The organism is Labrys methylaminiphilus subsp. lupini (assembly GCF_051161885.1).
In the GTDB taxonomy this organism is placed as follows: Bacteria; Pseudomonadota; Alphaproteobacteria; order Rhizobiales; family Labraceae; genus Labrys.
In genome coordinates this window covers 122,342-147,326 of record NZ_JBMDIH010000001.1, presented here as the reverse complement: position 1 = coordinate 147,326, position 24,985 = coordinate 122,342, and the positions used below count along the sequence as shown (strand labels likewise).

The following is a 24,985-nucleotide window of genomic DNA, read 5'->3' as shown; positions in this document are numbered from 1 at the left end:
CGCTCCCTCCTCGATCCCATAGGCGCTGACCATGCATCCCGAGGCCTGGTACTCGCTCTTCATCGTCTTCCTGCTCCTGCTGGCGGGCTTCTTCTTCGCGGGCTCGGAAACCGCCCTCACCGCCGCCTCACGGGCGCGGCTGCACTCGCTGGAGAAGAACGGCAGCCAGCGCGCCAAGATCGTCAACAAGCTGCTCGACATCCGCGAGGCGATGATCGGCTCGCTCCTGGTCGGCACCAGTATCGTCAACACCGCCGCGGCGGCTCTGACGACGGGCATCCTGCTCGACATCTTCGGCGATGTCGGCATCTTCTACGCCACCATCGTCATCTCGGTGCTGACCATCGTCTTCGTCGAGATCCTGCCCAAGACGCTGGCGATCAACTACCCCGAGCGGTTCTCCCTGGCCGTGGCCTGGCCTGTCAGGCTGGTAGTCGTGGTGTTCTCTCCCGTCACCGGCCTGCTCGGCTGGCTGGTGCGTGCCATCCTGCGCCTCTTCGGGCTCGAAGTCGGCAGGCATCCTTCCTTGCTCTCGGCCACCGACGAATTGCGCGGCACCGTCGATCTCCTGCATAAGGAAGGCTCGGTGGAGAAGACCGATCGCGACATGTTCGGCGGCCTGCTCGACCTGCAGGAACTCACCGTCGACGACGTCATGGTCCACCGCACCAAGATGTTCTCGGTCGACCTCGACGAGGGGCCTGCCCAGATCGTGCAGAGCGTGCTGGCCGCCCCCTATACCCGTATCCCGGTATGGAAGGACAGCCCCGAGAACATCATCGGCGTGCTGCATGCCAAGGACCTGTTGCGGGCCCTCGATGCCGCCGGCAACGATCCCCTCAAGCTCGACATCGAGGAGATCGCCCTGCCGGCCTGGTTCGTGCCCGACACCACCTCGCTGGTCGATCAGCTACGCTCCTTCCGCCGCCGCAAGCAGCATTTCGCCTTCGTGGTCGACGAATATGGCTCGGTGCTCGGCATCGTCACGCTGGAGGACATCATCGAGGAGATCGTCGGCGACATCTCCGACGAGCACGACCTGGTGGTAACGGGCGTGCGCCCGCAGGCCGACGGTGCCGTCAATGTCGACGGCTCAGTGCCGATCCGCGACCTCAACCGCGCCATGGACTGGAACCTGCCGGACGAGGAGGCCACCACCATCGCCGGCCTGGTCATCCACGAAGCCCGTACCATCCCCGAGGCCGGCCAGACCTTCACCTTCCACGGCTATCGCTTCCAGGTGTTGAGGAAGCAGAAGAACCGCATTGCCTCGCTGCGGATCACCCCGATCGTGGCAGAGACGCCAGAGGGGTGAGAGCAGGGCGTGGCGCGCCCCAGCCATCCGGGTTCGCTGGGTGCGATGCCCGCCGCATAGCCGAGGACTTGCGGCCGTGCCGATCACCTGGCTGGAACAATCACGATCCGGGAAGTGCGCATTCTCCCTCGAAATCAGGCGGTTCCGAATGGGACAGGCCGCGCTTCACTGCCCCTCATCCTCCGCCCCAGCCTCCCGTTTGGTGACATTCAGGATTTGCGGTATGGCGTATTGGCGATCCCGCCAGCGAGGTTGATGGTCCATTCCCAAGCCGACTTTCCACGCGATCGCACGCCTCGCGGGCGTTGGTACGGCGACGGTCGAACGTGTGCTGAACGGCCGCGGTGGTGTGCGGCCACGCTTGACCGAAAAGGTCATCGCAGCCGCGCGGGCGCTCGACTATCCGCGCCGGCTGCCGGAGCTGCACCGCGGTATTTTGCGGATCGACGTGATCCTCGTGCGGCCTGAAACCACCTTCTTTTCGCGCCTGTCACAGGCCTTCGGACGCATTGCCGCCGGCCTGGATGCATCGCTCGCCGTGCATCGCACCTTCATGGACGAGCATGATGCTGCCGCGATCGCCAAGCGCATCGCAGAGCCCGAAGCGAGGCGGGCAGGCCTCATCCTCGCCGTACCCAACCATCCACTGATCCGAGCCGCCCTGGCGAAGGTCAGAGCCGAAGGCATCCCGGTCATCCAGATCGTGACGCGTTCGGAGGGGACCGACGCTATCTATGTCGGCATCGACAACTACGCCGCTGGTCGTACGGCCGCGCATTTCCTGTCCCGGATGCAGCCGAGCCGGGGCTCGGTCATCGCCCTCTGCCACAGCCAAGCCTATCAGGTGCACCGCGAACGTATCCGGGGGTTCTCCGATTATCTTCAGGAGCGGCCTCGCGACGGCCTGTTCTTCGTTGCCGTCCTGTTCGGCCTGGATGACGCCGACCACAGTGCGAATAGGCTCGTCGAGGCCTTGCGGGCCTGGCCCGATATGGTCGGTCTCTACAACGCAGGCGGCGCCAACGCCTCGCTGTCGTCGGCTTTGCGCGGCCATCCGCGCGGCGGCGAGATTTTCTTCATCGGCCACGAACTTACTGAGCGCAGCGCCGTTGCGCTGCGAGAAGGGGTCATGTCGATGGTGATCGATCAGGCACCCGAGGCCCAGGCGCGGCGCGCGCTCGACCTGATGCTGGCGCGCCTGGGCCTGGTCGGCGCGCCCCTTGCAAACGACCCCATCCGCTTCGTGACGATCACTTCCGAAAATCTGTGACGCTTGAGGTTCTTGATCTGATTTGATCAGGAAAGCAGCGGCGTGGCCTGCCGCCCCCGCCTATGGTTCTCCCGCCAGTTTCGGGAAGAACGCCATGGGAAAACGCATTACGGTCTATGACCTGCAGAGCCGGAAGGGTCAGAGAAAATGGCTGCAGCTGCATGTCGACAATGCGGAGGAAGCCGCTGCAGCGGTGGAATGCGGCATCGTCGTCCTCTCCTGCGAGCCCGATCATCATCTTGAAGGCATCCGCCAGGCCGCACCTGCGGCTTTTCTTTCGGTCGGCATGCCGCACGGCACCGTCGCCTCCCCCGAAGAAGCCATCCGTCTTGGTTTCCAGATGCTGAGACGTGGGGCGGATGCGATCTATTGTTCCCATTCGCCGCTTTTCATCGAGGCCATGGCCCGGGAGGGCATTCCGGTCACCGGCCATGTTGGTCTCGTGCCCAACCGTGGGACCTGGACGGGCTTTCGCGCCGTCGGCAAAACACCGGAGGAAGCGGTGCGCGTCTTCCGGGCGGTCAAGGATCTCGAAAACGCTGGTGCAGCCGCGATCGAGGTCGAAGTGGTGCCGGTGCGGCTGGCCGAATACATCACCCGCAATACGCCGATGATTACCATGGGGATGGGCTGCGGCTCTGCCTGCGATACCCAATACCTCTTCTCCAGCGACGTGCTCGGTACGCACGCCGGCCATTATCCCCGCCATGCCAAGCGCTATGCGGATTTCAGGGCGCTGATGTCGGAGCTGCAGCACAAACGCGTCGAAGCCTTCAGCGCCTTCGCCACCGACGTCGCCGACGGCACCTATCCCGAGCGCAAGCACCAGGTGGACATGGACGATGCCACTTACGAGCGCTTCCACGCGCTTGCACGATCAATCTGACGGAGCACCTCCATGGATGATTTGACCTTCGGCAAGCGCAACAAGCGCGGTGACTGGGCTCCCGCCAACCGCATCGAGATCGCACCGGTCTTCGTGCTGCCACCCCAGCCATTCGCCTTCCTCAAATGGCTTCCCCATTATTTCCTGCCGTGGAACCTGCTGTTCGCCGCTTCGGCCGCGGCCTACGGGTATTTTGCCGTGCCTGAGACGGAGGCTTTGAAAACGCTGCACTGGGGCTGGGTACTGCAGCTCTTCGCCATCAACTGCCTGGCGGTCTTCTTGTTCTACGGCGCCTTCGAGCTGCGTCTCTATATCCTGCGCCGGCAGGGCAATCGCTTCAAATACAACGGCAAATTCCCGGGCGACGCCAGCAATCCGGCTTTCCTGTTCAACAGCCAGAACCTCGACGGCATCATCCGTACCTTCGCCTCGGGCGTTCCGATCTGGACGGCGATCGAGGTCGGCCTTCTCCATGTCTCCGCCAATGGCTGGGGACCCTGGGTAAGCCTTGCCGAGCATCCCTGGTACCTGTTCTGCCTGGCACTGATCGTGCCGCTCTTTCACGAGGCGCATTTCTTTGCGATCCACCGGCTGATCCATTGGGGCCCGCTCTACCGCTTAATCCATTCCGTGCATCACAACTCGGTCAATCCCTCGCCCTGGTCCTCGCTTTCGATGCACCCGGTGGAGCAGTTGCTCTATTTCTCCTCGGCCCTGGTCCATCTGATCATCCCCTCGAATCCGATCTTGGCGATCTACCAGCTGCATTATGCCGGCTTCGGCGCCGTGGTCGGCCATCTCGGCTTCGACAAGATCGAGCTGGGCGAGGAGGCTGCGATCGATAGCCATGCCTATACCCATTACCTGCATCACAAATTCTTCGAGGTGAACTATGGCGACGGCCTCGTGCCTTTCGACAAATGGTTCGGCACCTGGCACGACGGCACCGCCGACGGCGATGCCCGCATGCAGGCTCGCTACGAGAAACGCAGGGCGCGGGCCAACGCCGAAAACACCGCCCAATAGCCAGATCAAGCGAGGGGATCACTGAAATGAACTGGATTTCCGCCTGTCATCTCGACGATATCGAACAGGAAGGCGCGCGCCGCTTCGATCATGCCGGCCGGACCTATGCGCTCTACCGTTCGCCTGCCGACGAAGTCTTCTGTACGGACGGCCTGTGCACCCACGAGGCCATTCATCTCGCCGACGGCCTGGTCATGGATTACGAGATCGAATGCCCCAAGCATTCCGGTATTTTCGACTATCGCACCGGCGAGGCGAAGAGACTGCCAGCCTGTAAGAATCTGAATGTCTACGCGGCGCGGATTGCCGATGGGACCGTCATGGTCAAACTGCCCGGCTGACAGCGGTTCCCCGCTCGCCCTCCCCCTTCATTGCAGTCCCTATGAAATGCTCCAATCCTTGGGCAAGGGTGCGGAACTCGCTGCGCCTGGGGTAACATGCCGACACGTAGAGCCATTCTGGCACGAGGCGTCCTGGCGGCCGGTAGCGTGCTTGGAGCGAGCCTCGATAAAGTGCCGGCGCTTGCCCAGGGGAACGGCAACTTGTGGCGCATGCCCGAGGAAGGTGAGCCTCATGCCGCCACCTGGATGGCCTTCGGCCCGAGCACGAAGATCTGGGGCAAAAGGTTGCGCTCCGTCGCCCGGGAAAACCTGGCGGAGATCGCCAAGGCCATTGCCGCGCATGAAACGGTGAACATGCTCGTGCGGGAGGAGGAGCATGACCTCGCAGCGCGCCTGTGCGGCCCGGCGGTCAATCTGCTCGTCCAACCGATCGACGATCTGTGGATGCGCGATACCGGTCCCGTCTTCGTCAAGAACGCCTCCGCCGAACGAGGCGGTGTCGACTTCAACTTCAATGGCTGGGGCGACAAGCAAAGCCATGCCAGAGACGCCAACTTGCCGCCTTCGTGGCGGGCAAGTTCGATGCGCGGTTCATCGAGGCCGACCTCGGGATGGAAGGCGGCGGCATCGAGGTGGAAGGCGAAGGAACAGCCATCATTACGCAGAGCTGCGTGCTCAATCCGAGCCGCAATCCCGGCGTGAGCAAGGCGGCCTGCGAGAAGGAACTCTTCCGTCTCCTGGGGCTGGAAAAGATCATCTGACTGCCCGGCATCGCCGGCATGCAGCAGCGGGTGGCGGCATCCATTGCAGGACGCAGCAGCAGCCGAAATAGGGCTTCGACCATGCCAAAGGCAAAGGCGTTCCGATGAGCGAAGAAAAGACGTTCGAGACTGAAATTGCCCCGTTCCGTCAGCCGATGGTGACCTCGACCGGCATCGTGTTGGGCTTCCTGCTGGCCTTGCTCGGTCCGGCGGTCGCGCTGGTCATCCGAGCGGTGCAAGCATGCGGCGAAAGGCCGGGAACGGCGAGACGCGGGCTACGCATCCCACATTCCCGCCCTGCTGCCGGCTCGTTCACCAGCCGGACCGTTCGAAATTGGAAAGCCCTAAATCTCGCCGAGAGTCCAACTGCCACTGGCTGAAAATCCGGGTGGAGGTCGCGGCCCCTCGAGTTCAGAGCTTGTGAGTCGTCGCTCCGAGACGACGCCGAACCGAGGCTTCCAATTCCTCGGCAAAGACGATGGTGGAGCGCAGGACTGCAATCTCATTCAAGGCCTGTGATCCCTGATCGTCGATCGCGATCGGAAATTCCATCTTGCCCGCGGCGGTAGGCACTCGAACGCTGAACAGAAGGCGACCGCTCCCCTGTACTTCGACTTTCATCAATTCGACATTTGTCATTTTACTCTCCTGAAAAAAACCGCCCCTCCATTTTCGAAGCCCGAATTTAGAGAATTAATCCGAATATTTGAGTTTATTATCTGAGTTATATTTCAACTTCGAATGACGATGAGTAATCGCGGGGCGGAATGCCCCATCAATACCCCATTCCTCCATTTGGCATGGCGCCGGCAGCGTCCGATTCGGTCGACACGATAATCGCTTCGGTGGTGATCATCAGGGCCGCAACGGAGCCTGCATCCTGCAATGCTGCCCGGACCACCTTGGCCGGGTCGATGATGCCGGCCTCGAGCATGTCGACATAGCGCTCGGTCTGGGCATCGAAGCCGAGATTGGGATTGTTTGCTTCCAGAAGCTTGCCAACCACCGTCGACCCCTCGACGCCGGAATTCTCGACGATCTGCCGGATTGGCGCTTCGAGCGCACGCATGACGATGGCAATGCCTGCCCGGACATCGGGATTGTCCGAGACGATCTTGTGGAGGGCAGCCTTTGCCCGCAGCAAAGCGACACCGCCCCCGGGGACAATGCCCTCCTGGATCGCCGCGCGGGTGGCGTTGAGCGCGTCCTCGATACGATCCTTCTTTTCCTTGACCTCGACCTCGGTTGCGCCACCGACGCGAATAACAGCCACGCCGCCCGAGAGCTTGGCGAGGCGCTCCTGCAGCTTCTCCTTGTCGTATTCGGAGCTGGTCTCTCCGATCTGGTTCTTGATCTGCCGGATGCGGGCCGTGATCTCCTTCTTGTCGCCGGCACCATCGATAACGGTGGTGCTCTCCTTGTCGATGTGCAGGCGCTTGGCACGGCCTAGCATATCGATCGTGACATTCTCGAGCTTCACACCAAGATCGTCGGAGATGAGTTGTCCGCCCGTCAGCGTGGCAATATCGGCAAGGATGGCCTTGCGCCGATCCCCGAAACCCGGCGCTTTCACCGCGGCGACCTTGAGGCCGCCACGCAGCTTGTTGACGACGAGCGTTGCAAGAGCTTCACCCTCGACATCCTCGCAGATGATCAGGAGAGGCTTGCCGGTCTGCACCACCGCTTCCAGGAGCGGCAGGAGGACCTGGACGCTCGTCAGCTTCTTCTCGTGAATCAGGAGATAGGCATCCTCCAGATCCACCGACATCTTCTCGGCATTCGTGATGAAATAAGGGGAGAGATAGCCCCTGTCGAACTGCATGCCCTCGACGACATCAAGTGCGGTTTCGGCGCTCTTGGCCTCCTCCACCGTGACGACGCCTTCATTGCCGACCTTCTTCATCGCCTTGGCGATCATCTTGCCGATCGAGGCGTCGCCATTGGCCGCGATGGTGCCGACTTGAGCGATTTCATCCGAGGATCGCACCTTCTGGGCCCTCGTCTCGATATCTTTCACCACGGCAAGCACGGCGAGATCGATGCCACGCTTGAGATCCATCGGATTCATGCCGGCGGCGACGAATTTCGTACCTTCCCGGAAAATGGAGGCGGCCAGCACCGTCGCAGTCGTCGTTCCGTCGCCGGCAAGGTCATTGGTCTTTGAGGCGACCTCACGCACGAGCTGGGCGCCCATGTTCTCGAATTTGTCGACGAGATCGATTTCCTTGGCGACGGTCACGCCATCCTTGGTGATGCGAGGCGCACCGTAGGCACGGTCGATGATCACATTGCGCCCTTTGGGCCCAAGCGTGACCTTGACGGCATTGTTGAGGATCTCCACGCCACGCAACATGCGATCACGGGCATCGCTGGAGAATCTGACATCTTTGGCGGGCATGGTTGAACTCCGGTCTCTGTTGTGTGTGAAAGGCAAAGGCAAGCACGGCGTTTACGGCCGCCTCAGCGACGGCTTTCGTTTTGTCGGGACGGCGACGGTGCTGCTCTCCCATGATCGGGATCGCCTCACCTTGCCCCGCGTCTGCTCTGCCGTTTCGAAGTAGCGACCTCGTCCCACCGCGGAGGCGACCGACAACGGTTCGGTCTGCCTGAGGTCGAATGTCTTTGAAGTGCACTTTTCAGGCTCGGCGCACATCGACACGCCACCCCTTTCTTTATACACTCTTTGGCACTCCATGGACATGAGTGCTAGAAAATAAAAATCAACCCTTATTCCAGAGATTGAAGAAAATTTAATTCCACTTGACCGAAAAATTCCAACACAACTTTTGTATACTTTAAAAAATAATTCTCGATATTAAAACGAATATGGAGTAAAGTATTTTTCTTTAATGGAAAAATGCATGGCGGATTTAGAAATGGGATCTTTAATAAAAGGTTTTATTTGAATCTCTGTATTTTCCGAGCGTGAAGCCGTGCCCAGACCTGCCATGAAATAGTATCCATACGGCGTTGATTGGTGCACCTCGCGACTGCAGAGCGAACGTCGCGACATGGCAGACAATACGCACGATGGCATGTCCACGCCCTTCCCGAGACGTCTTGCGAACAGCGATATCGCTTCTGGCGTGGCGCCGAAGCCCAGGCGAAGGAAGCGTTTTGGACATTTGCTTCGCCGCGTGAGGAGGCCCCGATGCGACAAATTCTTTTCAAGTCACCATTCGACGATGGCTTCGACAAAGCGATCGCCAATTGGGAGAATGAAGGAGGCGCCATGCGGGTAGCTCCCGACAGACTTTCCTTGCAGGTTCAGCGAGATTTGCTCGAACGGGAAATATTCCAGGCCATCCTGACAAGAGGCCTGGACGACGAAGGGGCCTTTCGCCCATTTCATTCCTTCCCGTGGGCAATCCGAGCAACTGTCGTCGAATGAACGCCCCCGCCCGGAATCTGGTTGTCGCAGCGAAGGTGGCGATCAGCCGGGTGCCATCAGAGGCGGAAACGGCGGTGTTGGAGCAATGTGACCCGCCTGCAGGGCAGATTCCTCTAACTCTTTGTTTTAGCGTACTTTCTTATTCGAAAGATCTGTCGCTTTTTGGAAGTCGCTCTAGGGACGACGTGAGGACCCAAGCCATGAACAGCCCCGGAGGCGTCCTTCTGGAAAAGGCGGTTCTCGCCTTGCTTCAGCCCAAAATCGGCTATTTCTCCGACCATGCCGTGGTCACGCGTACGATGCCGATCTCGCTCTGGCGCGAGCATATGCAATCAGCCATCCAAGCCTACCTTGCTGCCGCGGCGGTAGAGCGAAAGTCCTCCCGTTCTCGCAAGAGCCGAGAGCGGAAATTATCCGTCGGCAAAGGAGAGGTGTGATGAATGTCCGCACGACGCGTTCGACGGTGACTTTTACCAAGCCATTCCGCCTCGATGGCTTCAACGAAAATCAACCGCCAGGAGATTATAGGGTCGACATCGACGAAGAGCTGATCGAGGGCGTGTCGTTTCTGGCCTATCGCCGCATAGCGGCTCTTTTCCACCTGCCGGCGCTCTCACAGCCACAAACCTCGATCCAGGTTGCCAGCATCACGCCTGCCACGTTCGACGCCATGCTCGAACAGGATTCCACGGCGATTTAGCAATTGCCGGAATTGGCTCGGCAACACGACCGCAAGTCTCGTCGGGCTGGACTTACGCGGTCAGCCGATGTGCTGCAAATCGGAGCCAAATGGCGGCAGGGGAAGCATTTTACGTTGGTACCTCGTATGTCCAGACCCGAAACGACTTCAAGACATGCGGGCCGAACGAGTTGATGAGAGGGACATCGGCTGCGTCCCGGCCCCGAGCAACCACGATCCGGCCAATCCGGGGAACATTGTTTCGCGGATCGAACGTATGCCATGCCCCGCCTAGGAACACCTCTATCCAGGCGCTGAAGTCCATGGGGTCGACAATGGGGACGCCGATGTCCCCCAGATGACCGTTGACGTAGCGCGCGGGAATATTGAGGCAGCGGCAGAGCGTTAGCGCCAGATGCGCGAAGTCGCGACAAACGCCGATGCGCTCATGGAAAACCTCGAAAGCCGTTCGTGTCGAACGGGCCTGCATGTAATCAAAGCGGATGTGGCCGTGGACGAAGTCGCAGATTGCCTGCACGCGGCCCCAGCCGGGAGCGATCTTGCCGAACATATCCCAGGCGATCTGGCTGAGGCGATCCGTTTCGCAGTAGCGGCTCCCCATGAGGTAGGCAAGGCAGTCATCTGGCAGTTCAGGCACCGGGAACTCCCGGGCGGACGGGAATATCCTGTCCGGCTTGCCGTCGTCCTCGATCGTGGCATCGCCCCAGATGGTCAGGTCGCCCGTCGGCGCCACAAGCCGACGGCAGCGATTGCCAAAGAGATCGTGATAAGTCGACAGTTCGGCGGGTGGCGTGGTGAGGATCGTTTCTGCGGCCCGAATGTCGGCCGCGCGATCGTCGTGAACAGACATCAGGCAGACCAAGGCGGTCGGTTGTGGGCAGTTCAACGTGATTTCGTAGCCATAGCGGATCAGCATCAGACCACCGATCGGAAATCAGAGACGGTCAGCGTGTAGGAACTGAGGTGATCGTGAGAATAGGCCTCGCGGGCGACATCATGGATGGATGCCCGCAAGGCATCGAAAGCCGAAATGCACTCCGCTTCCGATGCCGTCGGTCCGCGTGACATCGTGGCCGCTTTGGCGAGCGCACCAGCCTCGACGAAGAACCGTATTTCAAACATGCCATCATACCCGAAGAAACGGACGGCGTTCCGTACTTCATCGAAGCTACGGCTTAGGTTGGGAAAGGCGAGTGTCATGATTGGTACCCCGTTCTGGCAGGTCCCGAGCGAAGTACGATTTCCATAAAACGCCCTTTGGAAACATCCTTTGCTCGAACTTCTTGTTTTGACGAACTTTCGTCGCTGTCGATGTTCAGGCGGCACCCTTTCATCCAGAAGCGCGATGCTGCCGAGACTCTGTGCGAATAGAGGCGGTTTCCTCCGCTATCACTGATGGTGACGGCGTCGGGTTGCTGCGGCATGTTGAGGGTACGCCAAAGCTGACAGGCGATCTCGATCGCATCGTCGACGCTGGCGGCATCCACGGTCTCACGGCCGATCACAGCATGCGCATCGTCAGCCTGACGGACGCGGTAGAATTCGATCACGACCTTCATCAGCATCTCGTCGCTCCGCACGATTTCATCGTTGTCGGATCTTCCCCTTTTCGAGTGCGGCGCCCGAATCGGAGGGAATGATCGGTACCGGCGGCCGCGGTGACCGTTGCATGCCAGATCCAGGCAGGTGGGCGAGGGAGCTCACGCGGCGAAGCACAAGCCAGGAGCCCCTGGATTGTTTCCTCGTCAGGGTAGGCACGGGAGCTTCCAAACGACAGACAAACGCCGATATGCCATGCAGTGGCTATATTTTGAGCTTCTGCCTCTCGAAAAGGCAATCAGCCAAGTCAACAACCCCTATAGATATGCGCTTCGATTGGGCTCCAAAAAAGGCGCAATTGATTTTATTTTTTGGTGAAGGAAAAATACTTCCCAATGTTAAAATATTTCAAAGAATGGCACGCGATTTTGTATCCGGATTAAATTATTATGGATGTTGCCATTCATCTTGAACAGATACTATTCGGTCGAGCATCGGCAGTACATGCCAGGCATGCGCCTTTTTTCCCGCGCCTCGAACACGCACCCGTCAAGCCGCCATCGCCCCCGACCACCGCCCTCTCGCATGCGGTCGTGGGAAGGGTGTGGCGGTACCGCGGATCCTCTCCCCCGTTCCCATGTGCCCTACGTCACACGCCAGTCGACGCCCCTTTGCCACGCCCTTTAAACTTGCCTCGATTTCCCCTATCTGGTTGCTCAATATTCAAAGCGTCTTACGATTTGGCGGAGCCGCCGGAAATCGCAAAGACGCTCCAGCCAATCCGATGGATTGGCTTGGAAACAATCAGCCTGGAACAAATAAGCGTTCGGTATGAACGCGTTTGCTCCAGGGGTGCCAACCCAGGGGAGAGCCGCATGGCCGAGTTTGACGCCGCGATCAAAGCCGCCGAATCCGAGATCAAGGCCGCCCAAGCCAAGATTTCCGAGGTCAGCTCGAAAATCGAGCGCGCCCATTCCAAGATGGAGCAGGGCGAGGACATCTCCATCGACATCCAGAACGCCACGCTCGACGACGTTCATGCCCATTCCAATGCCATGAACGCCAACATCGCCGAGCTGATCATGGGCCTCGACGACGTCACCGCCGGCTTCTCCAAGGAATTCGACGCCATGCGGGAGAAGTCCGGCTGGGAGAGCTTCGTGGGCATGTTCTCCTCGGCGAAATCGGACTCCATGCGCGAGGAGCGCCTGCGCGCCGCCTCCATCGACGACAAGCTGCAAGACCTGATCTCCAAGTCCGACATCATCGTCAACCTGCTGCAGAGCCAGCTCGGCGTGCTCAACGACCACAAGAGCCGGGTCGAGAAGAACCTGACCGGCACCCTCACCGACCGCGAGAACACCGTGGCCGAGCTCGAGAAGATCCGGGCCGAGGTGCTGGCGATGGACCCCAGGATCATCGACCTCGAGAACAAGATCTCGATGGAGCAGGACGCCGCCGCCCGCACGCGCCTGGAGAGCGAGCTCGCCCAGACCAACGGGATCTACAACGAGCTGGTGCAGCAGGAGCAGGTCAAGGTCGCCCAGTCGCAGACGCTGGAACGCTATATCGAGCAGGGCAAGACCTGGGTCGACAGCCTGCAGAACCAGGCGGCCACCCAGATGGTGCTGATCAACAAGCTGCAGACCGACACCAAGCAGCGCGTGGTGCTCTATGACGCGCTCACCAAGTCGCTCAAGACGGCCCAGCAGCAGGACGTCGCCCATCGCATCAACGAGATCGGCGTCAAGACCGACCAGGAGGCCCAGGCCGCCATGGCGGCCATCGGCTCGGCCACCAACCAGCGCATGGCCGAGATGATGGAAAAGCACGAGGACCATATGGTCTTTGCCCGCAAGGTCCTGGAAGAAAAGGCCAAATCCGACGAGCGCTTCGCCCGCCGCTTCGCCAAGATCGTCGAGAAGCACGACAAGAACCTCTATGGCGGGGCGTGAGGCTCGCTTACCCATCTCGGAACGGTGCGTGTGACGATGTTTCCCGTGGCTCGACTTTTGTCATTGCCGGGCCTGACCCGGCCATCCAGCCGACCTTTCCATCAAAGATGGATCAACACTGGATGCCCGGGTCAGGCCCGGGCATGACAAGATCGGTGTTTCCACCATCAGGAACTAGAGGCCGCCCTTGAACCCTCCCGGTAACGACCACGTCACCTTGCCGGATACCCAGGCGATGCGGCGCTATTTCGGCAAATTCTCCCGCATCATCCGCCACTTGCGCGAGGTCACCGGCCAGACCGGCCTGGCCAACGACACCAAATATGGCGGCAATGAATTCGGCAGGATCCAGCTCGACCTGATCGAGAACTATCTCCAGCGCCTGGCCAAGACCTTCACCGCTCTCAGCCTCAAGCATCTGATGTCGGGCCGGGTCTCCTCGTTTCCGCTCACCTTGGCGATCGACCGCTCGGAGAGCGGCTTTCCGGTGTTCCAGGAGATCATGACGATGGCGAACGACCTCGTGCAGGTCGACCGCCACCTCGCCAACCAGCCCGACCAGGTCCGGCTGAAGGAGGAGATGATCGCGCACATCCTCTCCGAGCGGGCCAGGCCCACCAGCCTGCAATATGCCCTGAGCCAGCGCATCTACTACGAGACGCTGAAGTCGCGCGGCCTGTTCTTCGCCCAGAACCATCCCCAATTCGTGCTGCTGTCCGACGCCAAGGCGCAGCGCCGGCGCTACCTCCTGCACTGGGCCGTCTATGACAGCGCCCTCAGCCTGCCGGTGATCTATCTCCTGGTGGTCGAGGATACCGGGCACGTCATCCTGAACGAGGATCAGATGCGCTGGCCGCAGGTGCAGTCCCACCTGATGGCTCAGTCGCTCTCCAGCCTCAAGCTCCTCACCATCGCCCGCGGCTTCGACGTCGATTTCGACAATCTGCACCCCAAGCTGTTGAGGCGCATCCATGTCGGGCCGATGTATTCGCATGCCTTCACAGAGCAGACCGGCCCCTTGCGCGAGATCCTTGCCGAGGTCTCGCGTACCGAGGACAGCGACTGGGCGTTGGCCTGGACCATCGAGACCCTGGTCTCGGCCCGCAGCGAAAGAGTGCCCGCCGGCCTCCTGTCCACGGTGGAGCGCGAGATCTTCGACCTCGACCAGTACCAGCCCGCCGCCGCCGAAGCCGGCGTGACCAGGCTTGAACGCTCGCTCATCCTGCCGGTCCTGCCCTATCAGGTTCTCGTCGACCGCGACCCGCCCGGCTTCCGGGACGTGCGTAAATATGTGGTGGGCGAGGACGGTTCGCTGCTGACGGGGTTGTGATGGGTAGCGCCGCGCGAAAAACCTTCTCCCCTTGCGGGGAGCATAGAATGACCGTGAGGACCCTATGACCGCTTCCCTCAATCTGATGGAAATCCGCGAAGCGGCGATCCGCGCGCAGTATCCCCAGGCCCTGGCCCTGATGGAGGGGTTCGAGCATGCGCCGCGCATCGCCAAGGCGAAGGCCGCGCCAGCCGGCGCCGCGCCGGCCGAACGCTCGCCCGGCATTCCCACCGCCACCGGCCGGCTGTTCCGCGCCACCACGCCCGGCCTGACCGCGCGTTCCAGCGCGGCGCAGGACGGCGTCCATCTGATCGCCCGCATCAGCCAGGCCGATCCTGGCGAAGCCCTGATGAGCCCGGCCCAGGCCAGCGTGCTGCAGGCTTTGCGCCGGGCGCTGGCCACCGCCATGGCCGTCGGCGAGCTCTATGAGGAGCGCACCGCTCTCGGCCAGCTCAAGCGCGACAATCGCGAGGGCCGCCTCGATCCGGCAAGGCGCACCGAATTCGCCGAGCTCCTCACCGCGGCCTCCCTGATCGCCCTGCACGTCACGGCGAACATGCTCTCCTTCCTCATCGCCGCACAGGCGAGCGAGGGCCAGGCCGAGGTCGGCGAGCTCGAGGAAATCCTCACCGACAACCCATCCATCGCGCTGCAAGGCGCCCTGTGGGAACTCGACGGCATCCTGAGCCGAATGGATGGCGGCCTCAAGCTGGTGCCGACCCTGACGGCCTGGTGCGAACGGCTGATGGAGGCGGTCGCCATGCGCGCAGGCACCGCCCCGCGCCTGGAGGCCTTCACCAGCGCCGCCTATCGCGTCGAGGCGGACGATTTCCAGATCAACGGCTTTGCACCCTCCACCCACAAGCGCTCCACCGCGCTGATCATGGCCTTCAAGAAACCGACCGAGGTGGTGGGCAACCACATCGCCAAATACCAGTCGATGAAGCTGGCCAAGATGCTGATGGCCTATGATTTCGACAAGCGCCTCAATCCCTTCGCCGAACTCGGCGGCTTCATCTTCACCTTCATGGGCGATGGCAAGCCCGGCACCGGCAAGACCACGCTGATCCAGATGATGGCCGGCCTGCTCAACGATTATTGCGCCAATGCCGGCTATCCCTTCCGCTATGCCAACCTCTCCACCGACAGCATCGATTCCTACCAGGGCAAGTCGGCCCAGAACGCCAAGGCCTTCATCCGCGAGATCATCGACCCCGCCGTGATCGGCTTCGGCACCATCGACGACATCGACCAGCTCGCCGGCAAGCGCGGCGACCGGCAATCCTCCTCCGGCCAGCTCGAGATCACGGCCGTGTTGATGGAGAGTTTTGCTGGCGCCAATACCGTGGTGCGCGGCAATTGCACCTTCGGCATGTTCTCCAACTTCCCGGAAAATGTCGACGACGCCCTGCGCCAGCGCGCCGGCGCCCGCTTCCTGGTGGATGGGCCGCAGAGCAAGGAGGACTATATCGACCTCCTGTCCTTGCTGCTCGGCAAGCGCCACCAGATCCCGCTCGGCGAGCACGACCTCTTTGCTGCACAGGAGATCCGGCAAGCGGTGGCCGCCTCCTATGACGCGCATTCGCGCCCGCAGGAGGAAGCCCTGAAAAAGGTGTTCGACAGCGTGCAGGGCAAGATCGGGGCGCTCGACACCGTTGCCAGGCTCGGCGCCTATCTCAAGGCGATCCAGGAGGCAGACGAGCGCTTCACCGGCCGCGCCATCAAGAACATCACCGATGCCATCAAGGTCAGGGCGATGGATTTCGAGCTGCCGGACGAATGGATGGAAAAGCCCGAGCTCTTCCTCACCAAGGACTATGCTACCAAGCTCGCGATGATCTCCGAGCTCGCCAAGCCCATCACGGTCGAAATGGTGATCCAGGAGATCAATCGCTACGCCGATAGCGAATTCCGCTATGCCGACAAGTCGGACGAGGCGGCCATCGACAATGCGGTGCGCGACATGGGCCGCATGGAGGAAGCCAAGAAACGCTATCTGGAGCAGCGCACATGATAGTGATCATCGGCGTTGGACGTTCTGTCATCCCCGGCAAGGCTGAAGGCCTTGGGAAGGGGATCCAGGGGCCAAAGGGTTGTTCACATAGCCCCTGGATTCCCTTCCCGCCGCCTGCGGCGGCGCCGGGAATGACAGATAGTCTTTCGAGGTCATCGTCATGATGGAGCGCCTGATCGAAGCGGGGCTGATGTTCGGAAACCTCATCGAGGTCTCCTCCCCCACCATGGTGGCGCGCTACAATGCGGCGCTGGAAAAGCTCATCGGCAAGCGCACTGGGCTGGAGGACTTCCACATCGACCTCTCCGGCTTCTCGCCGGAAGTCGGCGACGAGCTCGACGACATCCGCTACCTCAATCCCGAGGGCTGCAACCGGATGTTCATCCTGCTCAGCCTCGACCAGCTCAAGGCGCCGCTGCTGAACGCCCAGTTCTCGACCATGCGCTCGGTGCTGCGCAACTTCATCCAGGACAATGCCAAGGAGCTGATGGCGTTGAGCGTGCGCGAGGCCGTGATGGGCGAACTCGTGCATTCGATGTGGCGCATCAAGAGCCCGGCCGACCTGTTGGAACTGCGCACCGTCACCGTCGAGGCCAACACGCCGACCGACCGGCTCGGCGAAGCCGAACAATTGTCGCGCCTGATCGAGGACTTCCGCGTAAAGGACGATCTGTGGCAGGACGACGCCTATATCGACGGCATGATCAAGCTTGCCGGCCGGGTTGGCGATATCACCCGCAACCCCGTGCGCTTCCGCAAGACCGACTACAGCCAGGGCAATTTCTACACCAATTATTTCGACGGGCTCTATCTGTTCCGGGACATGTCCTACCCTGCCATGCTCTATCGTGGCGTGGCGCCGGGCTTTCCCAAGATCGGCGCCGTGGAGACCAAGAATCTCGAAAGCGCCGTGGATGTCTGGCACTTCCTGCAGCTCAACGGCCTGATCACCTCGGTCTTCGAGGCTGCTGACCTCAACGCCAAGGCGCTGCTGCGCCAGCGGCTCGATTTCATGCTGGCCAGCGTCCTCGCCGGCAAGGATGACGCACCGGCGGAGCTGGCCCGGCTCAATCGGCAGGATCTGCGCCGCTTCGCCATGCGCCATGCCAACGACCTGCCGCCGGAATTCGAGGCGGTGGAAGCAGCCCTGCGTGCCGCCGAACAGGGCCTGAATCCGCGCCTTCCCGGCCCGTCGGAACCTGGCTGCTTCTATCTCTATCGTGCGGCCCAGTTGCCGGACCGCGACCTCGTCAACCAGTTGCTCAGCGAGTTCACGCCGCTCGACATCCGTCAGCTCTTCCTGTGCAACAAGCCGGCCTTCTACAAGGCCTATCAGGGTTGGTCCCCGCGCAAGCAGGATTATGTGGTGGAGTTCCTGTCCCGGGATGAAGCACTCAGGAACGACGATGCCTGGGAGGATCTGTTCGGCGACGGCACGCCGGAGGAAGAACCCCAGCCCCAGGCCGGACCATGGGGCGCGATCCCGAAGGGGTGAGGAATGGAGCGCGGACATCTTGTCCGCCCCTTAAAAACACCCTACCTCTCAAATCGCTAAGAGCGGACACCGCGACATGAAGGCATGTCGCCGGGATGTCCGCGCTCCAAGGTTGGTTCATGCTGCGTCTGTTCAAATGGATCCTGATCGTCCTGGTGCTCACGGTCGGCTATTGCTGGCTCGACCAGGTGCTGCCGCGCTATGACGTGGTGCGCATCGTCGGCACCGACACCAAGCGCCTCGACAGCTCCGGCTTCTTCGACAGTGAAGCGCCCAATGTGCAGGCGACCAATACGCGCGACGTACGCTTCATCAACACCGTCTACCCCAGCGGCACCCTCAGGGTATATCGCAACGAGGATACCGACTGGGGCTTTCCCTGGTACTACAAGTTCGACTCCGGCAACCTGATGGCGGCGGCCCAGTCCTTCCAGTCCAGTACCGAAAGCCCGAAATGGGTGGTGATCAAGAGCTATGGCTGGCGCGTCACCTATTTGACCATGTTCCCGAACGTCCTTTCGATCCGCGCCGCCAGCGGGCCGGACGAGTACGTCATTCCCTGGATGCGGATCTTCGTGTTCGGCGGTCTGGCGATCGCCCTGATCTGGCTCTATTTCCGCCTGCGCCGCTTCAAGCGCGAGCGGCTCGACCCGATGCTGACCCGTATCGAGAACCATGTCAGCGCCGCGGCTGATGCCGTCGACGATCATGCCGTCGCCGTCTCGAGCCGGGCCACGGGTTTCATGGCACGGATCCGGCGCTGGCTGGATAGCTGGAAGCCAAAGAACCAGCGGCGCTACAAGTAGGATTGGAGATCCGTCTCCGGCCTGAATGCCTCAGGCTGCCGCTCGCGCGATACCATCGCCCACGATCGTCAGGGTCAGCGGTCCCGGAAGCATTTCGCCGATCGCCTCGAAGGCGGGGTGCTCCAACGTCACAGCCGGATCGAGCTCGATCACGCCCGTGGTCTCGCCCTGCGCGAAGCTGAGCTTGGCGTTGAAGCGGCGGGCCAGAGCCTTCATACTGGCATTGTCGGCATGGGTGGTGACCTCGAGGCGGGTATAGCCGAGGCCGAGAGCGTGCAGCAGCAGGCGCGCGAACAAGCGTCCGCCAATGCCCTGATGCTGGCGATGACGCTCGACGCTGAAGGCGATCTGCGCCGTCGGCTCGGACAATTCGGGCAGTTCGTGAAGTTCGGCCGCGCCGAGAACCTGGTCGTCCTCGACATAGCCGATGACGGTGGCGCCGCCGCGGAAGCTGCGCTCGGCATAGTCGGCGATGAAGGTGGCACTGATGCCGCCATTGAAGCGGTCATGCCGGCTCTCACGGTCCAGCCGCAGCAGGTGATCGCGAAACTTCGGCAGATCGGACGGTCTCAACTGCCGGATAATGCCCCTGGGGGCTATGGTGGTGACCTGGTTCATCTCGCAGTCCTCGTGGCTTACCCTCGAGTCGTCACCTCCCTGTGCGCCAAATATTGTGCACCGCAGCAATAATTGCAAGAGACCTCTGCTGCACCGCACTCAAAGCTGCTATGCAGGGAATGAAAGCCGGTGCCTTCCTCCTTTTTCAGGCCATGCGGAAACCGGCAATCGGAGGCCGGCCAACGGCAAGCGCCGGAACTGGCGGGTAGGCTAGGCTCCGATTTGCTGCATGAGGCCGAACACGTCCATCAGGATACGCGAGCGCTTGATTCTGCCGCGCTCCAAGCCATCGATCACCATGCCCCAAACCGACACAGTGCGGCCCGAGGCGGGAACACCGAAGAATTCCCCCTCATGCGTGCCTGTCCATGTAAAGCGGGTCAGCACGCTGGACTGCTCGGCGATCTGTTCCTCGATGGTCCAGTGCATGTCGGGAAACGCAGCGAACATGCCGCGAAGCACATCCTTCAGCCCGGCAAGACCAGGCCCTTGCCCTGGGAAGGGAACCAGCTCGATCATGTCCTCCGCCATGTAATCGCCGGCAGCATCGAGATTCCGGCCATTGATGACGTGCTCCACGAAGTCACGAACCAACTGCTTGTTTTCTTCGGCCATCCTCAACCTCCCCAAAGATCCATCACCAGACCTGTCCACCCACCGACGCCCGCCCCGGCAATCATTGTCCGGTCGTAGCAGCGATGATCGACCCCGGATGGGCCAGGCGCAACGCCTATATGTTTCCCAGAACCTGCTTGCGGATATCGTCGGCCAGCGGATGCAGCGTCTCGGCCGGCATTGATCCGACGAGGCTGTAGCCCATGCCACGGCTTGCCCAGGTCCAGCCATCGACCTTGCCTTCCGAATGGGCCGCCATCGCCCTGTCCTGGTCCACGGCCATCGGCCTGGTCAACATCACGAGGCGGCCGCCGCGATCGTCGTCATACATCAGCATGAGCGCCGGGCTGTGAGGCGTTGACACGACCCGCCCGCCCATCAGCCGGTACCCCGCCTTCGACAGGTCCGGCAAGACAGGCCTGCGCCCCATCCGTTCAGCCGCCCAATCGGCGAGCTCGGTTGCCTTGTCGGCACGGATTTCGACCGGCCGGACGGTATCCGAGGCATAGGCACTGAAATTCGCCGACGCCTCGCGGGCCAAGGCGCCCACTCCCTCCTGGGGTATGGATGTCATCTCGCGCAAAAGCCATCCCCCCGAACCGCCGATGGCGAGAAGCAGGATGGCGGCGGCCGTAGCCCACCATCGCGAAACGTGGGGCCGCCGCTGCATATCGATCATGTGAGCCAGGTTGAGCCTGGTGGGAATGGGTTCGTCCGCGATCGCAGCAAAGGCGGTACGCAGATCCGAACGCTGGCCGGCATAGGACCCAAAGCGGGCGGCGATGTCGGGATGCGCGTGGAGATAGGAAGCGATCTCCGCCCTGCGGGCCTCGTCGAGGGCGCCGTCGATATAGGCGTGGAGATCATCTTCGGAAATCGGTTTGTCAGTCATTTCACACTCCGCAGATGGCCGCCGCGCCTGGTGGCAGATCGGTCAGAGTTTTCAAGAATTTGCCGCAGGCGTTCGCGGGCGCGTGAGAGCCTCGACATGACGGTTCCGATCGGGATCGCCAATATGTCGGAAACCTGGGCGTAGGAAAGATCTTCGACGCAGACCAGCAGGAGCAGGCTGCGCTGGTCATCCGGAAGCTGCGCCAGCGCCGAGACGAGGTCGGCATGGACCAGGGCGTCCTCCTGGGCCGGCCGATGGACAAGAACGCCTTCCTCGACATCCTCGAACGGCAGATGATCGCCACGCCGCGCCTTCTGTCGAAGCCGGTTGACGGCGAGATTGTGCAGGATGGCAAACGCCCATGTGCGCGGATCCTTGCCGCGCCGCTGCTGCCAATGCGCGATCACCCGTTCCAGGCAATCCTGGACCAGGTCATCGGCGGCGACGGCATCCCTCAGCAAGGCGCGGGCATACCGTCGCAAGGCGGGGATCATCGGCTCGACAAGCCTTTGCAGGTCCCTCATGGCTTTGGGTCACTCATGGCTTTAGATCACTCATGGCTTTAGATCACTCATGGCCTTGACGCTGCTCCCGCTCGATGGCGCGCTCGCCGGGATGGCCGAAGCGAGCGCGCCGGTCGCTCATTGAACCTGCACCTGGACCACTTCGTCGGGCTTTCCCGGCGTGGAGGCCGCAACCACCAGGAACCGCCTCTCGTCCTTGTGCCTGGCTTCGACGATCTGGCGTATCGGTCCGACGGCATTGACGATGGCGGAGCCGGCCGGGTTCGTGGTGAAGGCCGAAAGCGGCTGCAACGGGCCTCCTCCATCCGGCTGGCTCGAAAGCGCAAGGACATAGGACTTCTTCGGTTCGAGTCCACTGACGGCGGCCTGGAGGATTTGAGTCAGGCCCTGGTCAAACAAGGATACGCTGGTCGGGGCGGTCTTGTCCCCTCTTCCCCCGGGCGCAAGCTTCAGATGGGCGGCCTCGCCGGAAGTGCCGAGCGGCACCAGGTTCTGCAGGCCGTCGCCCTCAGGCACGGCATTGGGGACATAGGCGACGGCCTGCGGCGCCTGCCCGATCGGAATGGTGGCGATCACCTTGTTGGTCAAGGTGTCGATGACGGCAAACTGGTCGGCATTCTCGAGGCCGACATAGACCCGGCTGCCATCGCCGGAGGGCCAGATGCCATGTGGCAGATTGCCGACCGGAATGGTCGCGACCTGCCGGAAATCATCGGTGCGGAACACCTTCACTTCGTTCAACCCGCCAATGGTGACATAGGCGAAGCTGCCGTTCTTGTTGACCACGAGGTTGACGTGATTGGTGATCGGCCCCGTATCGAGCGTCTTGACGAGATCGAAAGGAGGCTCGGCCTTGAAGACCTGCGTCTTGCCTATGTCCTTGAGGGTGAACCACACCTGCTTTCCATCGGCCGAGGCCGCAATGTTCGGGCAGAAGGGGCTCACCTGCTTGACGCTCCCGACGATCTTGTGATCGGCCGTGGACACGACGACCGTCTGCGGGTTGAATGACGAGCAGACATAGCCGTATTTGCCGTCCGGCGAGAAGATCTGCATGCCCGGCCCACCGGGAACCTTGATCCTTAGCTTTTCCTCGAAGGTGCCGGCATCGATGACGGAGACATAATCCTCACCCCGCACCGTCACCCAGACTTCGCTGCCATCCGGTGTGAAGAAGGCTTCATGCGGGGAACGCCCGACATAGGTGGTGTGCTTGACCGCGTTGGACGCTGTATCGATGAAGGTCACGGAATTGGAGCCGATGGAAACGACGGCCAGCGTTTTATGGTCGGGAGAAAAGCCCATGCCGTGGACCAGCACCTGACCCTTGTAGAGCGGGCTGAGATTGCCCGGCTGGGGATCACCGAGCCGGATGACGCCGAGCAGCTTGTTGTCCACGGGATCGCTGACCGAGACGGTGTTCGAGAACTGCTCGGCCGCATAGAGGCGATCCCTGTGGCTGATCGGAATGTCGGCACCCGACGCCGATCCTGGCACCTGCCCAGCAAAACCGGCAACCGGTGCCAGCATGGTGCCAGCGAGAAGGCCGAAGGCAAAAAGGGTGCGGCGCATGGATGAGTCCTTCATTTGCCCGCTCCCGTCATCGACATGGCAGGAGGCGGGGGATTGTCGTTGGCGGGCGGATTGAGGAGAACGCCGGCAAAGGGCCGGGCCTGCGTCGGAGCGGCGGCCGGAGGAGGCACCGGATCCCCCACTGCCAGGCGCATGGCGGCGATTTCCTGTTGCTGTTCGACGATGATTTCCTGGGCAATGCGCCTGAGTTGTTCATTGCTGCCGTAACGCAGATAGGTTTGGGCCATATCGATCGCGCCCTGGTGATGCGGGATCATCATCTCGATGAAGTCGCGATCGACATTGCCGGTCGGCTTGACCGCCATCGCGCTCATCATCTTCGACATCGCGGCATCGTTTTCCCGGAGGAACGGTGCCTCGGCGGAAGCCGGCATGGCCTCGTATCCATGGTGCTCGGTATCGTGGGCGGCAGCCGGCACGAAGCCGGCAGCCAGGATCCAGGCCAGCACGACGAGGGCGGCCTTGCGCTGAACGATCATGTTTGGTGTCCCGTGGTGTTTCGAACGAGCTCAACTGGGTGGACAACCGGGGGCAGCGTTTATTCCATCGCGCGGGAAATTTTCTGCTTTGCTGTCTCGGGCTCCCTATCGGACCCATATTCACCCGGATAATATTGACATCCATTCGACCCAAGCCTATCCTGCGCGCCCAACAGGACCCGGGATCATGACCCATCTTGCCCTTATCGCCTTTGCCGGACGCCAGCGTCTGGCCGAAGGTGACGCAACCACCGTTGCCCTGGCCATCCGCCAGGCCCAGGATTCGGGTGAGGCGTTGCCCGTACAGGTGTTCGAAGATGCCACCGGTCGGCCTGTTGACCTGGATTTGCGCGGCACGCCGGATGACATCCGCGCCCGCTATGCCTTGATCGAGCCACCGCCACGTGGGCCTGGGCGTCCGAAGCTCGGCGTCGTCGCCCGCGAAATCACCTTGCTGCCGCGTCATTGGGACTGGCTGGCCTCACAGCCGGGCGGCGCGTCGGTGGTGCTGCGCCGGCTGGTGGACGAAGCGCGCCATGCCTCCGAGGCGACGGATCGGCTGCGTGAAGCGCGCGAGGCTGCCTATCGTTTCATGAGCGCCATGGCCGGCAACGAACCACATTACGAGGAAGCGATTCGCGCCCTGTTCGCCGGCGACAACGAAAAATTCACCGCCATGATCGCCGGCTGGCCCGATGACATCAGCAGGCACGCGCACAAGCTGGCGGAGGCGGCCTTCACGCTTGCACCGCAAGGCAATGGCAAGGGGCAGGAGCGATACAAGCCCGCAATCGGGAGCCTGCACGCCTGAAACAGGCCAAGATCGGGCTCCGGCCAGCCTTCGTGACAAACCTGCCGGGCGCCCCTGACGTAACTCCTTTGCCGGCCACGCGAATTTTCACTTTTTGCAACGCAGAAAAATTTCGGCCCGGGCGAAAATTTTTTCTTGCATATGACGCCCATTCTTCCTATTTCCCGCCTTGCCCAATTTCGCACGTGCCTGTGGCCGCGTGTCGGTCGGTGGACATCCAGACAAGAGGCTGGACGGTCGCCAGGGATGGACTAGGGATCGCGGCAGTGGTCTCTTGAGGTGATCAAGCACTGAGGTGCCAAAGTCATCGAATCCCGAACAACGATCGGCAGCCGGAGGCGACCGGTGAACCCCGTACTCCGCGGGGGACGCAGCTTGAAGCAACGACGAAGCGGGCTTTTTTGGTCTCGGCTGGTTTCCATATCCAGCGACTGAAGAGGCTTGTTTCTCTTTGCCAGGCGTGCGGACCGGGTATCCCGATCCAATCCAAGGCAGTTCCGAACCATGCGGCGGCTTGTTCCGTTGCGTGGCGATTTGCATCCCGTCGCGGCGAGGCATCCGGCCTTTCCGGCGGTGGGCGGCGCATCAGCATCGATCGTCCGCGGCTCCACCCCGCGGCGGCCG

The 24,985-nt window shown here is 61.6% G+C and carries 26 protein-coding genes and 1 pseudogene; 15 read left to right on the top strand and 12 right to left on the bottom strand.

The genetic code is table 11. From position 1 onward, the window contains the following. Positions 1–31: 31 nt before the first annotated feature. The 6 genes and pseudogenes from ACN6KF_RS00710 to ACN6KF_RS00685 all read left to right on the top strand — a co-directional run bounded on the left by ACN6KF_RS00710 (position 32) and on the right by ACN6KF_RS00685 (position 5,599). A complete protein-coding gene (locus ACN6KF_RS00710; protein ID WP_434954983.1) occupies positions 32–1,315 on the top strand; it encodes an HlyC/CorC family transporter in 1,284 nt (427 codons plus the stop codon). 262 nt (positions 1,316–1,577) lie between these two features. Next, positions 1,578–2,585 carry a LacI family DNA-binding transcriptional regulator gene (locus ACN6KF_RS00705; RefSeq protein ID WP_434959581.1) on the top strand — a complete coding sequence of 336 codons (1,008 nt, stop codon included), beginning with the start codon at positions 1,578–1,580 and terminating at the stop codon, positions 2,583–2,585. 94 nt (positions 2,586–2,679) lie between these two features. Continuing rightward, positions 2,680–3,471 carry a 3-methyl-2-oxobutanoate hydroxymethyltransferase gene (locus tag ACN6KF_RS00700; protein ID WP_434954982.1) on the top strand — a complete coding sequence of 264 codons (792 nt, stop codon included), beginning with the start codon at positions 2,680–2,682 and terminating at the stop codon, positions 3,469–3,471. A gap of 12 nt (positions 3,472–3,483) precedes the next feature. Then, complete coding sequence (locus ACN6KF_RS00695) at positions 3,484–4,497, top strand: sterol desaturase family protein (protein ID WP_434954981.1); 1,014 nt, start codon at positions 3,484–3,486, stop codon at positions 4,495–4,497. A 26-nt stretch (positions 4,498–4,523) separates the two neighbouring features. Further along, the gene (locus ACN6KF_RS00690) at positions 4,524–4,838 is read left to right on the top strand and encodes a MocE family 2Fe-2S type ferredoxin (protein WP_434954980.1); all 315 of its coding nucleotides are present in this window, start codon (positions 4,524–4,526) and stop codon (positions 4,836–4,838) included. A gap of 96 nt (positions 4,839–4,934) precedes the next feature. After that, positions 4,935–5,599, top strand: a pseudogene (locus tag ACN6KF_RS00685) (agmatine deiminase family protein). 148 nt (positions 5,600–5,747) lie between these two features. Here ACN6KF_RS00685 and ACN6KF_RS00680 read toward each other — a convergent pair. The 3 genes from ACN6KF_RS00680 to groL form a co-directional block, all read right to left on the bottom strand. Continuing rightward, positions 5,748–5,882 carry a hypothetical protein gene (locus tag ACN6KF_RS00680; protein ID WP_434954979.1) on the bottom strand — a complete coding sequence of 45 codons (135 nt, stop codon included), beginning with the start codon at positions 5,880–5,882 and terminating at the stop codon, positions 5,748–5,750. A gap of 128 nt (positions 5,883–6,010) precedes the next feature. Next, complete coding sequence (locus ACN6KF_RS00675) at positions 6,011–6,238, bottom strand: hypothetical protein (RefSeq protein WP_434954978.1); 228 nt, start codon at positions 6,236–6,238, stop codon at positions 6,011–6,013. Positions 6,239–6,374: 136 nt separating this feature from the next. Beyond that, positions 6,375–7,997 carry a chaperonin GroEL gene (gene groL / locus ACN6KF_RS00670; protein ID WP_434954977.1) on the bottom strand — a complete coding sequence of 541 codons (1,623 nt, stop codon included), beginning with the start codon at positions 7,995–7,997 and terminating at the stop codon, positions 6,375–6,377. A gap of 753 nt (positions 7,998–8,750) precedes the next feature. Between groL and ACN6KF_RS00665 the strand changes: the two genes are divergently transcribed. From ACN6KF_RS00665 to ACN6KF_RS00655, 3 genes are read left to right on the top strand one after another with little or no spacing between them, the layout of a single operon-like run. Then, positions 8,751–8,990 carry a hypothetical protein gene (locus tag ACN6KF_RS00665; protein ID WP_434954976.1) on the top strand — a complete coding sequence of 80 codons (240 nt, stop codon included), beginning with the start codon at positions 8,751–8,753 and terminating at the stop codon, positions 8,988–8,990. Then, positions 8,987–9,427 carry a hypothetical protein gene (locus tag ACN6KF_RS00660; RefSeq protein ID WP_434954975.1) on the top strand — a complete coding sequence of 147 codons (441 nt, stop codon included), beginning with the start codon at positions 8,987–8,989 and terminating at the stop codon, positions 9,425–9,427. Before ACN6KF_RS00665 ends, ACN6KF_RS00660 begins: the two co-directional genes overlap by 4 nt. Continuing rightward, positions 9,427–9,690 (top strand): hypothetical protein, encoded by a 264-nt coding sequence (locus ACN6KF_RS00655; RefSeq protein ID WP_434954974.1) that lies wholly within the window; start codon positions 9,427–9,429, stop codon positions 9,688–9,690. Before ACN6KF_RS00660 ends, ACN6KF_RS00655 begins: the two co-directional genes overlap by 1 nt. Positions 9,691–9,799: 109 nt before the next feature. Here ACN6KF_RS00655 and ACN6KF_RS00650 read toward each other — a convergent pair whose 3' ends face one another. Genes ACN6KF_RS00650 through ACN6KF_RS00640 form a run of 3 tightly spaced genes read right to left on the bottom strand, consistent with a single transcriptional unit; the run spans position 9,800 to position 11,255 of the window. Next, positions 9,800–10,606, bottom strand: a complete 807-nt coding sequence (locus ACN6KF_RS00650; protein WP_434954973.1) for a transglutaminase-like domain-containing protein — start codon at positions 10,604–10,606, stop codon at positions 9,800–9,802. Next, positions 10,606–10,890 carry a DUF1488 family protein gene (locus tag ACN6KF_RS00645; RefSeq protein ID WP_434954972.1) on the bottom strand — a complete coding sequence of 95 codons (285 nt, stop codon included), beginning with the start codon at positions 10,888–10,890 and terminating at the stop codon, positions 10,606–10,608. The genes ACN6KF_RS00650 and ACN6KF_RS00645 overlap by 1 nt, the downstream gene beginning before the upstream one ends. Further along, positions 10,887–11,255 (bottom strand): hypothetical protein, encoded by a 369-nt coding sequence (locus ACN6KF_RS00640; protein ID WP_434954971.1) that lies wholly within the window; start codon positions 11,253–11,255, stop codon positions 10,887–10,889. The genes ACN6KF_RS00645 and ACN6KF_RS00640 overlap by 4 nt, the downstream gene beginning before the upstream one ends. An 849-nt stretch (positions 11,256–12,104) precedes the next feature. Between ACN6KF_RS00640 and ACN6KF_RS00635 the strand changes: the two genes are divergently transcribed. From ACN6KF_RS00635 to ACN6KF_RS00615, 5 genes are all read left to right on the top strand, one after another. Then, positions 12,105–13,184: a coiled-coil domain-containing protein gene (locus tag ACN6KF_RS00635; RefSeq protein ID WP_434954970.1), complete on the top strand. Its 1,080-nt coding sequence runs from the start codon at positions 12,105–12,107 to the stop codon at positions 13,182–13,184. Positions 13,185–13,371: 187 nt separating this feature from the next. Then, the gene (locus ACN6KF_RS00630; protein WP_434954969.1) at positions 13,372–14,514 is read left to right on the top strand and encodes a hypothetical protein; all 1,143 of its coding nucleotides are present in this window, start codon (positions 13,372–13,374) and stop codon (positions 14,512–14,514) included. A 64-nt stretch (positions 14,515–14,578) separates the two neighbouring features. Continuing rightward, positions 14,579–16,528 (top strand): ATP-binding protein, encoded by a 1,950-nt coding sequence (locus ACN6KF_RS00625; RefSeq protein WP_434954968.1) that lies wholly within the window; start codon positions 14,579–14,581, stop codon positions 16,526–16,528. Positions 16,529–16,688: 160 nt separating this feature from the next. Continuing rightward, positions 16,689–18,023 carry a DUF6638 family protein gene (locus ACN6KF_RS00620; RefSeq protein ID WP_434954967.1) on the top strand — a complete coding sequence of 445 codons (1,335 nt, stop codon included), beginning with the start codon at positions 16,689–16,691 and terminating at the stop codon, positions 18,021–18,023. A gap of 119 nt (positions 18,024–18,142) precedes the next feature. Next, the gene (locus ACN6KF_RS00615) at positions 18,143–18,829 is read left to right on the top strand and encodes a DUF1523 family protein (RefSeq protein WP_434954966.1); all 687 of its coding nucleotides are present in this window, start codon (positions 18,143–18,145) and stop codon (positions 18,827–18,829) included. Between the two features lie 30 nt (positions 18,830–18,859). Here ACN6KF_RS00615 and ACN6KF_RS00610 read toward each other — a convergent pair whose 3' ends face one another. From ACN6KF_RS00610 to ACN6KF_RS00585, 6 genes are all read right to left on the bottom strand, one after another. Next, on the bottom strand, positions 18,860–19,447 hold the full coding sequence (locus ACN6KF_RS00610; protein ID WP_434954965.1) for a GNAT family N-acetyltransferase: 588 nt from the start codon (positions 19,445–19,447) through the stop codon (positions 18,860–18,862). A 210-nt stretch (positions 19,448–19,657) separates the two neighbouring features. Further along, positions 19,658–20,062 (bottom strand): ester cyclase, encoded by a 405-nt coding sequence (locus tag ACN6KF_RS00605; RefSeq protein WP_434954964.1) that lies wholly within the window; start codon positions 20,060–20,062, stop codon positions 19,658–19,660. A gap of 115 nt (positions 20,063–20,177) precedes the next feature. Then, positions 20,178–20,954 carry an anti-sigma factor family protein gene (locus ACN6KF_RS00600; protein ID WP_434954963.1) on the bottom strand — a complete coding sequence of 259 codons (777 nt, stop codon included), beginning with the start codon at positions 20,952–20,954 and terminating at the stop codon, positions 20,178–20,180. Beyond that, positions 20,951–21,478 (bottom strand): RNA polymerase sigma factor, encoded by a 528-nt coding sequence (locus ACN6KF_RS00595; protein ID WP_434954962.1) that lies wholly within the window; start codon positions 21,476–21,478, stop codon positions 20,951–20,953. The genes ACN6KF_RS00600 and ACN6KF_RS00595 overlap by 4 nt, the downstream gene beginning before the upstream one ends. Before the next feature lie 117 nt (positions 21,479–21,595). Then, positions 21,596–23,050 (bottom strand): YncE family protein, encoded by a 1,455-nt coding sequence (locus ACN6KF_RS00590; RefSeq protein WP_434954961.1) that lies wholly within the window; start codon positions 23,048–23,050, stop codon positions 21,596–21,598. 11 nt (positions 23,051–23,061) lie between these two features. After that, on the bottom strand, positions 23,062–23,550 hold the full coding sequence (locus tag ACN6KF_RS00585; protein WP_434954960.1) for a DUF305 domain-containing protein: 489 nt from the start codon (positions 23,548–23,550) through the stop codon (positions 23,062–23,064). Between the two features lie 187 nt (positions 23,551–23,737). Here ACN6KF_RS00585 and ACN6KF_RS00580 point away from each other — a divergent pair, with 187 nt between their 5' ends. After that, entirely contained in the window at positions 23,738–24,361 is a 624-nt protein-coding gene (locus tag ACN6KF_RS00580) for a DUF2239 family protein (protein WP_434954959.1), read from the top strand. Positions 24,362–24,985: the final 624 nt, after the last annotated feature.

Coding starts and splice junctions, on each gene's coding strand:
- ACN6KF_RS00710 (WP_434954983.1), top strand. CDS start 32: ATGCATCCCGAGGCCTGGTACTCGCTCTTCATCGTCTTCCTGCTCCTG.
- ACN6KF_RS00700 (WP_434954982.1), top strand. CDS start 2,680: ATGGGAAAACGCATTACGGTCTATGACCTGCAGAGCCGGAAGGGTCAG.
- ACN6KF_RS00695 (WP_434954981.1), top strand. CDS start 3,484: ATGGATGATTTGACCTTCGGCAAGCGCAACAAGCGCGGTGACTGGGCT.
- ACN6KF_RS00690 (WP_434954980.1), top strand. CDS start 4,524: ATGAACTGGATTTCCGCCTGTCATCTCGACGATATCGAACAGGAAGGC.
- ACN6KF_RS00680 (WP_434954979.1), bottom strand. CDS start 5,882: ATGCGTAGCCCGCGTCTCGCCGTTCCCGGCCTTTCGCCGCATGCTTGC.
- ACN6KF_RS00675 (WP_434954978.1), bottom strand. CDS start 6,238: ATGACAAATGTCGAATTGATGAAAGTCGAAGTACAGGGGAGCGGTCGC.
- groL (WP_434954977.1), bottom strand. CDS start 7,997: ATGCCCGCCAAAGATGTCAGATTCTCCAGCGATGCCCGTGATCGCATG.
- ACN6KF_RS00665 (WP_434954976.1), top strand. CDS start 8,751: ATGCGACAAATTCTTTTCAAGTCACCATTCGACGATGGCTTCGACAAA.
- ACN6KF_RS00660 (WP_434954975.1), top strand. CDS start 8,987: ATGAACGCCCCCGCCCGGAATCTGGTTGTCGCAGCGAAGGTGGCGATC.
- ACN6KF_RS00655 (WP_434954974.1), top strand. CDS start 9,427: ATGAATGTCCGCACGACGCGTTCGACGGTGACTTTTACCAAGCCATTC.
- ACN6KF_RS00650 (WP_434954973.1), bottom strand. CDS start 10,606: ATGCTGATCCGCTATGGCTACGAAATCACGTTGAACTGCCCACAACCG.
- ACN6KF_RS00645 (WP_434954972.1), bottom strand. CDS start 10,890: ATGACACTCGCCTTTCCCAACCTAAGCCGTAGCTTCGATGAAGTACGG.
- ACN6KF_RS00640 (WP_434954971.1), bottom strand. CDS start 11,255: ATGCTGATGAAGGTCGTGATCGAATTCTACCGCGTCCGTCAGGCTGAC.
- ACN6KF_RS00635 (WP_434954970.1), top strand. CDS start 12,105: ATGGCCGAGTTTGACGCCGCGATCAAAGCCGCCGAATCCGAGATCAAG.
- ACN6KF_RS00625 (WP_434954968.1), top strand. CDS start 14,579: ATGACCGCTTCCCTCAATCTGATGGAAATCCGCGAAGCGGCGATCCGC.
- ACN6KF_RS00620 (WP_434954967.1), top strand. CDS start 16,689: ATGATGGAGCGCCTGATCGAAGCGGGGCTGATGTTCGGAAACCTCATC.
- ACN6KF_RS00615 (WP_434954966.1), top strand. CDS start 18,143: ATGCTGCGTCTGTTCAAATGGATCCTGATCGTCCTGGTGCTCACGGTC.
- ACN6KF_RS00610 (WP_434954965.1), bottom strand. CDS start 19,447: ATGAACCAGGTCACCACCATAGCCCCCAGGGGCATTATCCGGCAGTTG.
- ACN6KF_RS00605 (WP_434954964.1), bottom strand. CDS start 20,062: ATGGCCGAAGAAAACAAGCAGTTGGTTCGTGACTTCGTGGAGCACGTC.
- ACN6KF_RS00600 (WP_434954963.1), bottom strand. CDS start 20,954: ATGACTGACAAACCGATTTCCGAAGATGATCTCCACGCCTATATCGAC.
- ACN6KF_RS00595 (WP_434954962.1), bottom strand. CDS start 21,478: ATGAGGGACCTGCAAAGGCTTGTCGAGCCGATGATCCCCGCCTTGCGA.
- ACN6KF_RS00590 (WP_434954961.1), bottom strand. CDS start 23,050: ATGCGCCGCACCCTTTTTGCCTTCGGCCTTCTCGCTGGCACCATGCTG.
- ACN6KF_RS00585 (WP_434954960.1), bottom strand. CDS start 23,550: ATGATCGTTCAGCGCAAGGCCGCCCTCGTCGTGCTGGCCTGGATCCTG.
- ACN6KF_RS00580 (WP_434954959.1), top strand. CDS start 23,738: ATGACCCATCTTGCCCTTATCGCCTTTGCCGGACGCCAGCGTCTGGCC.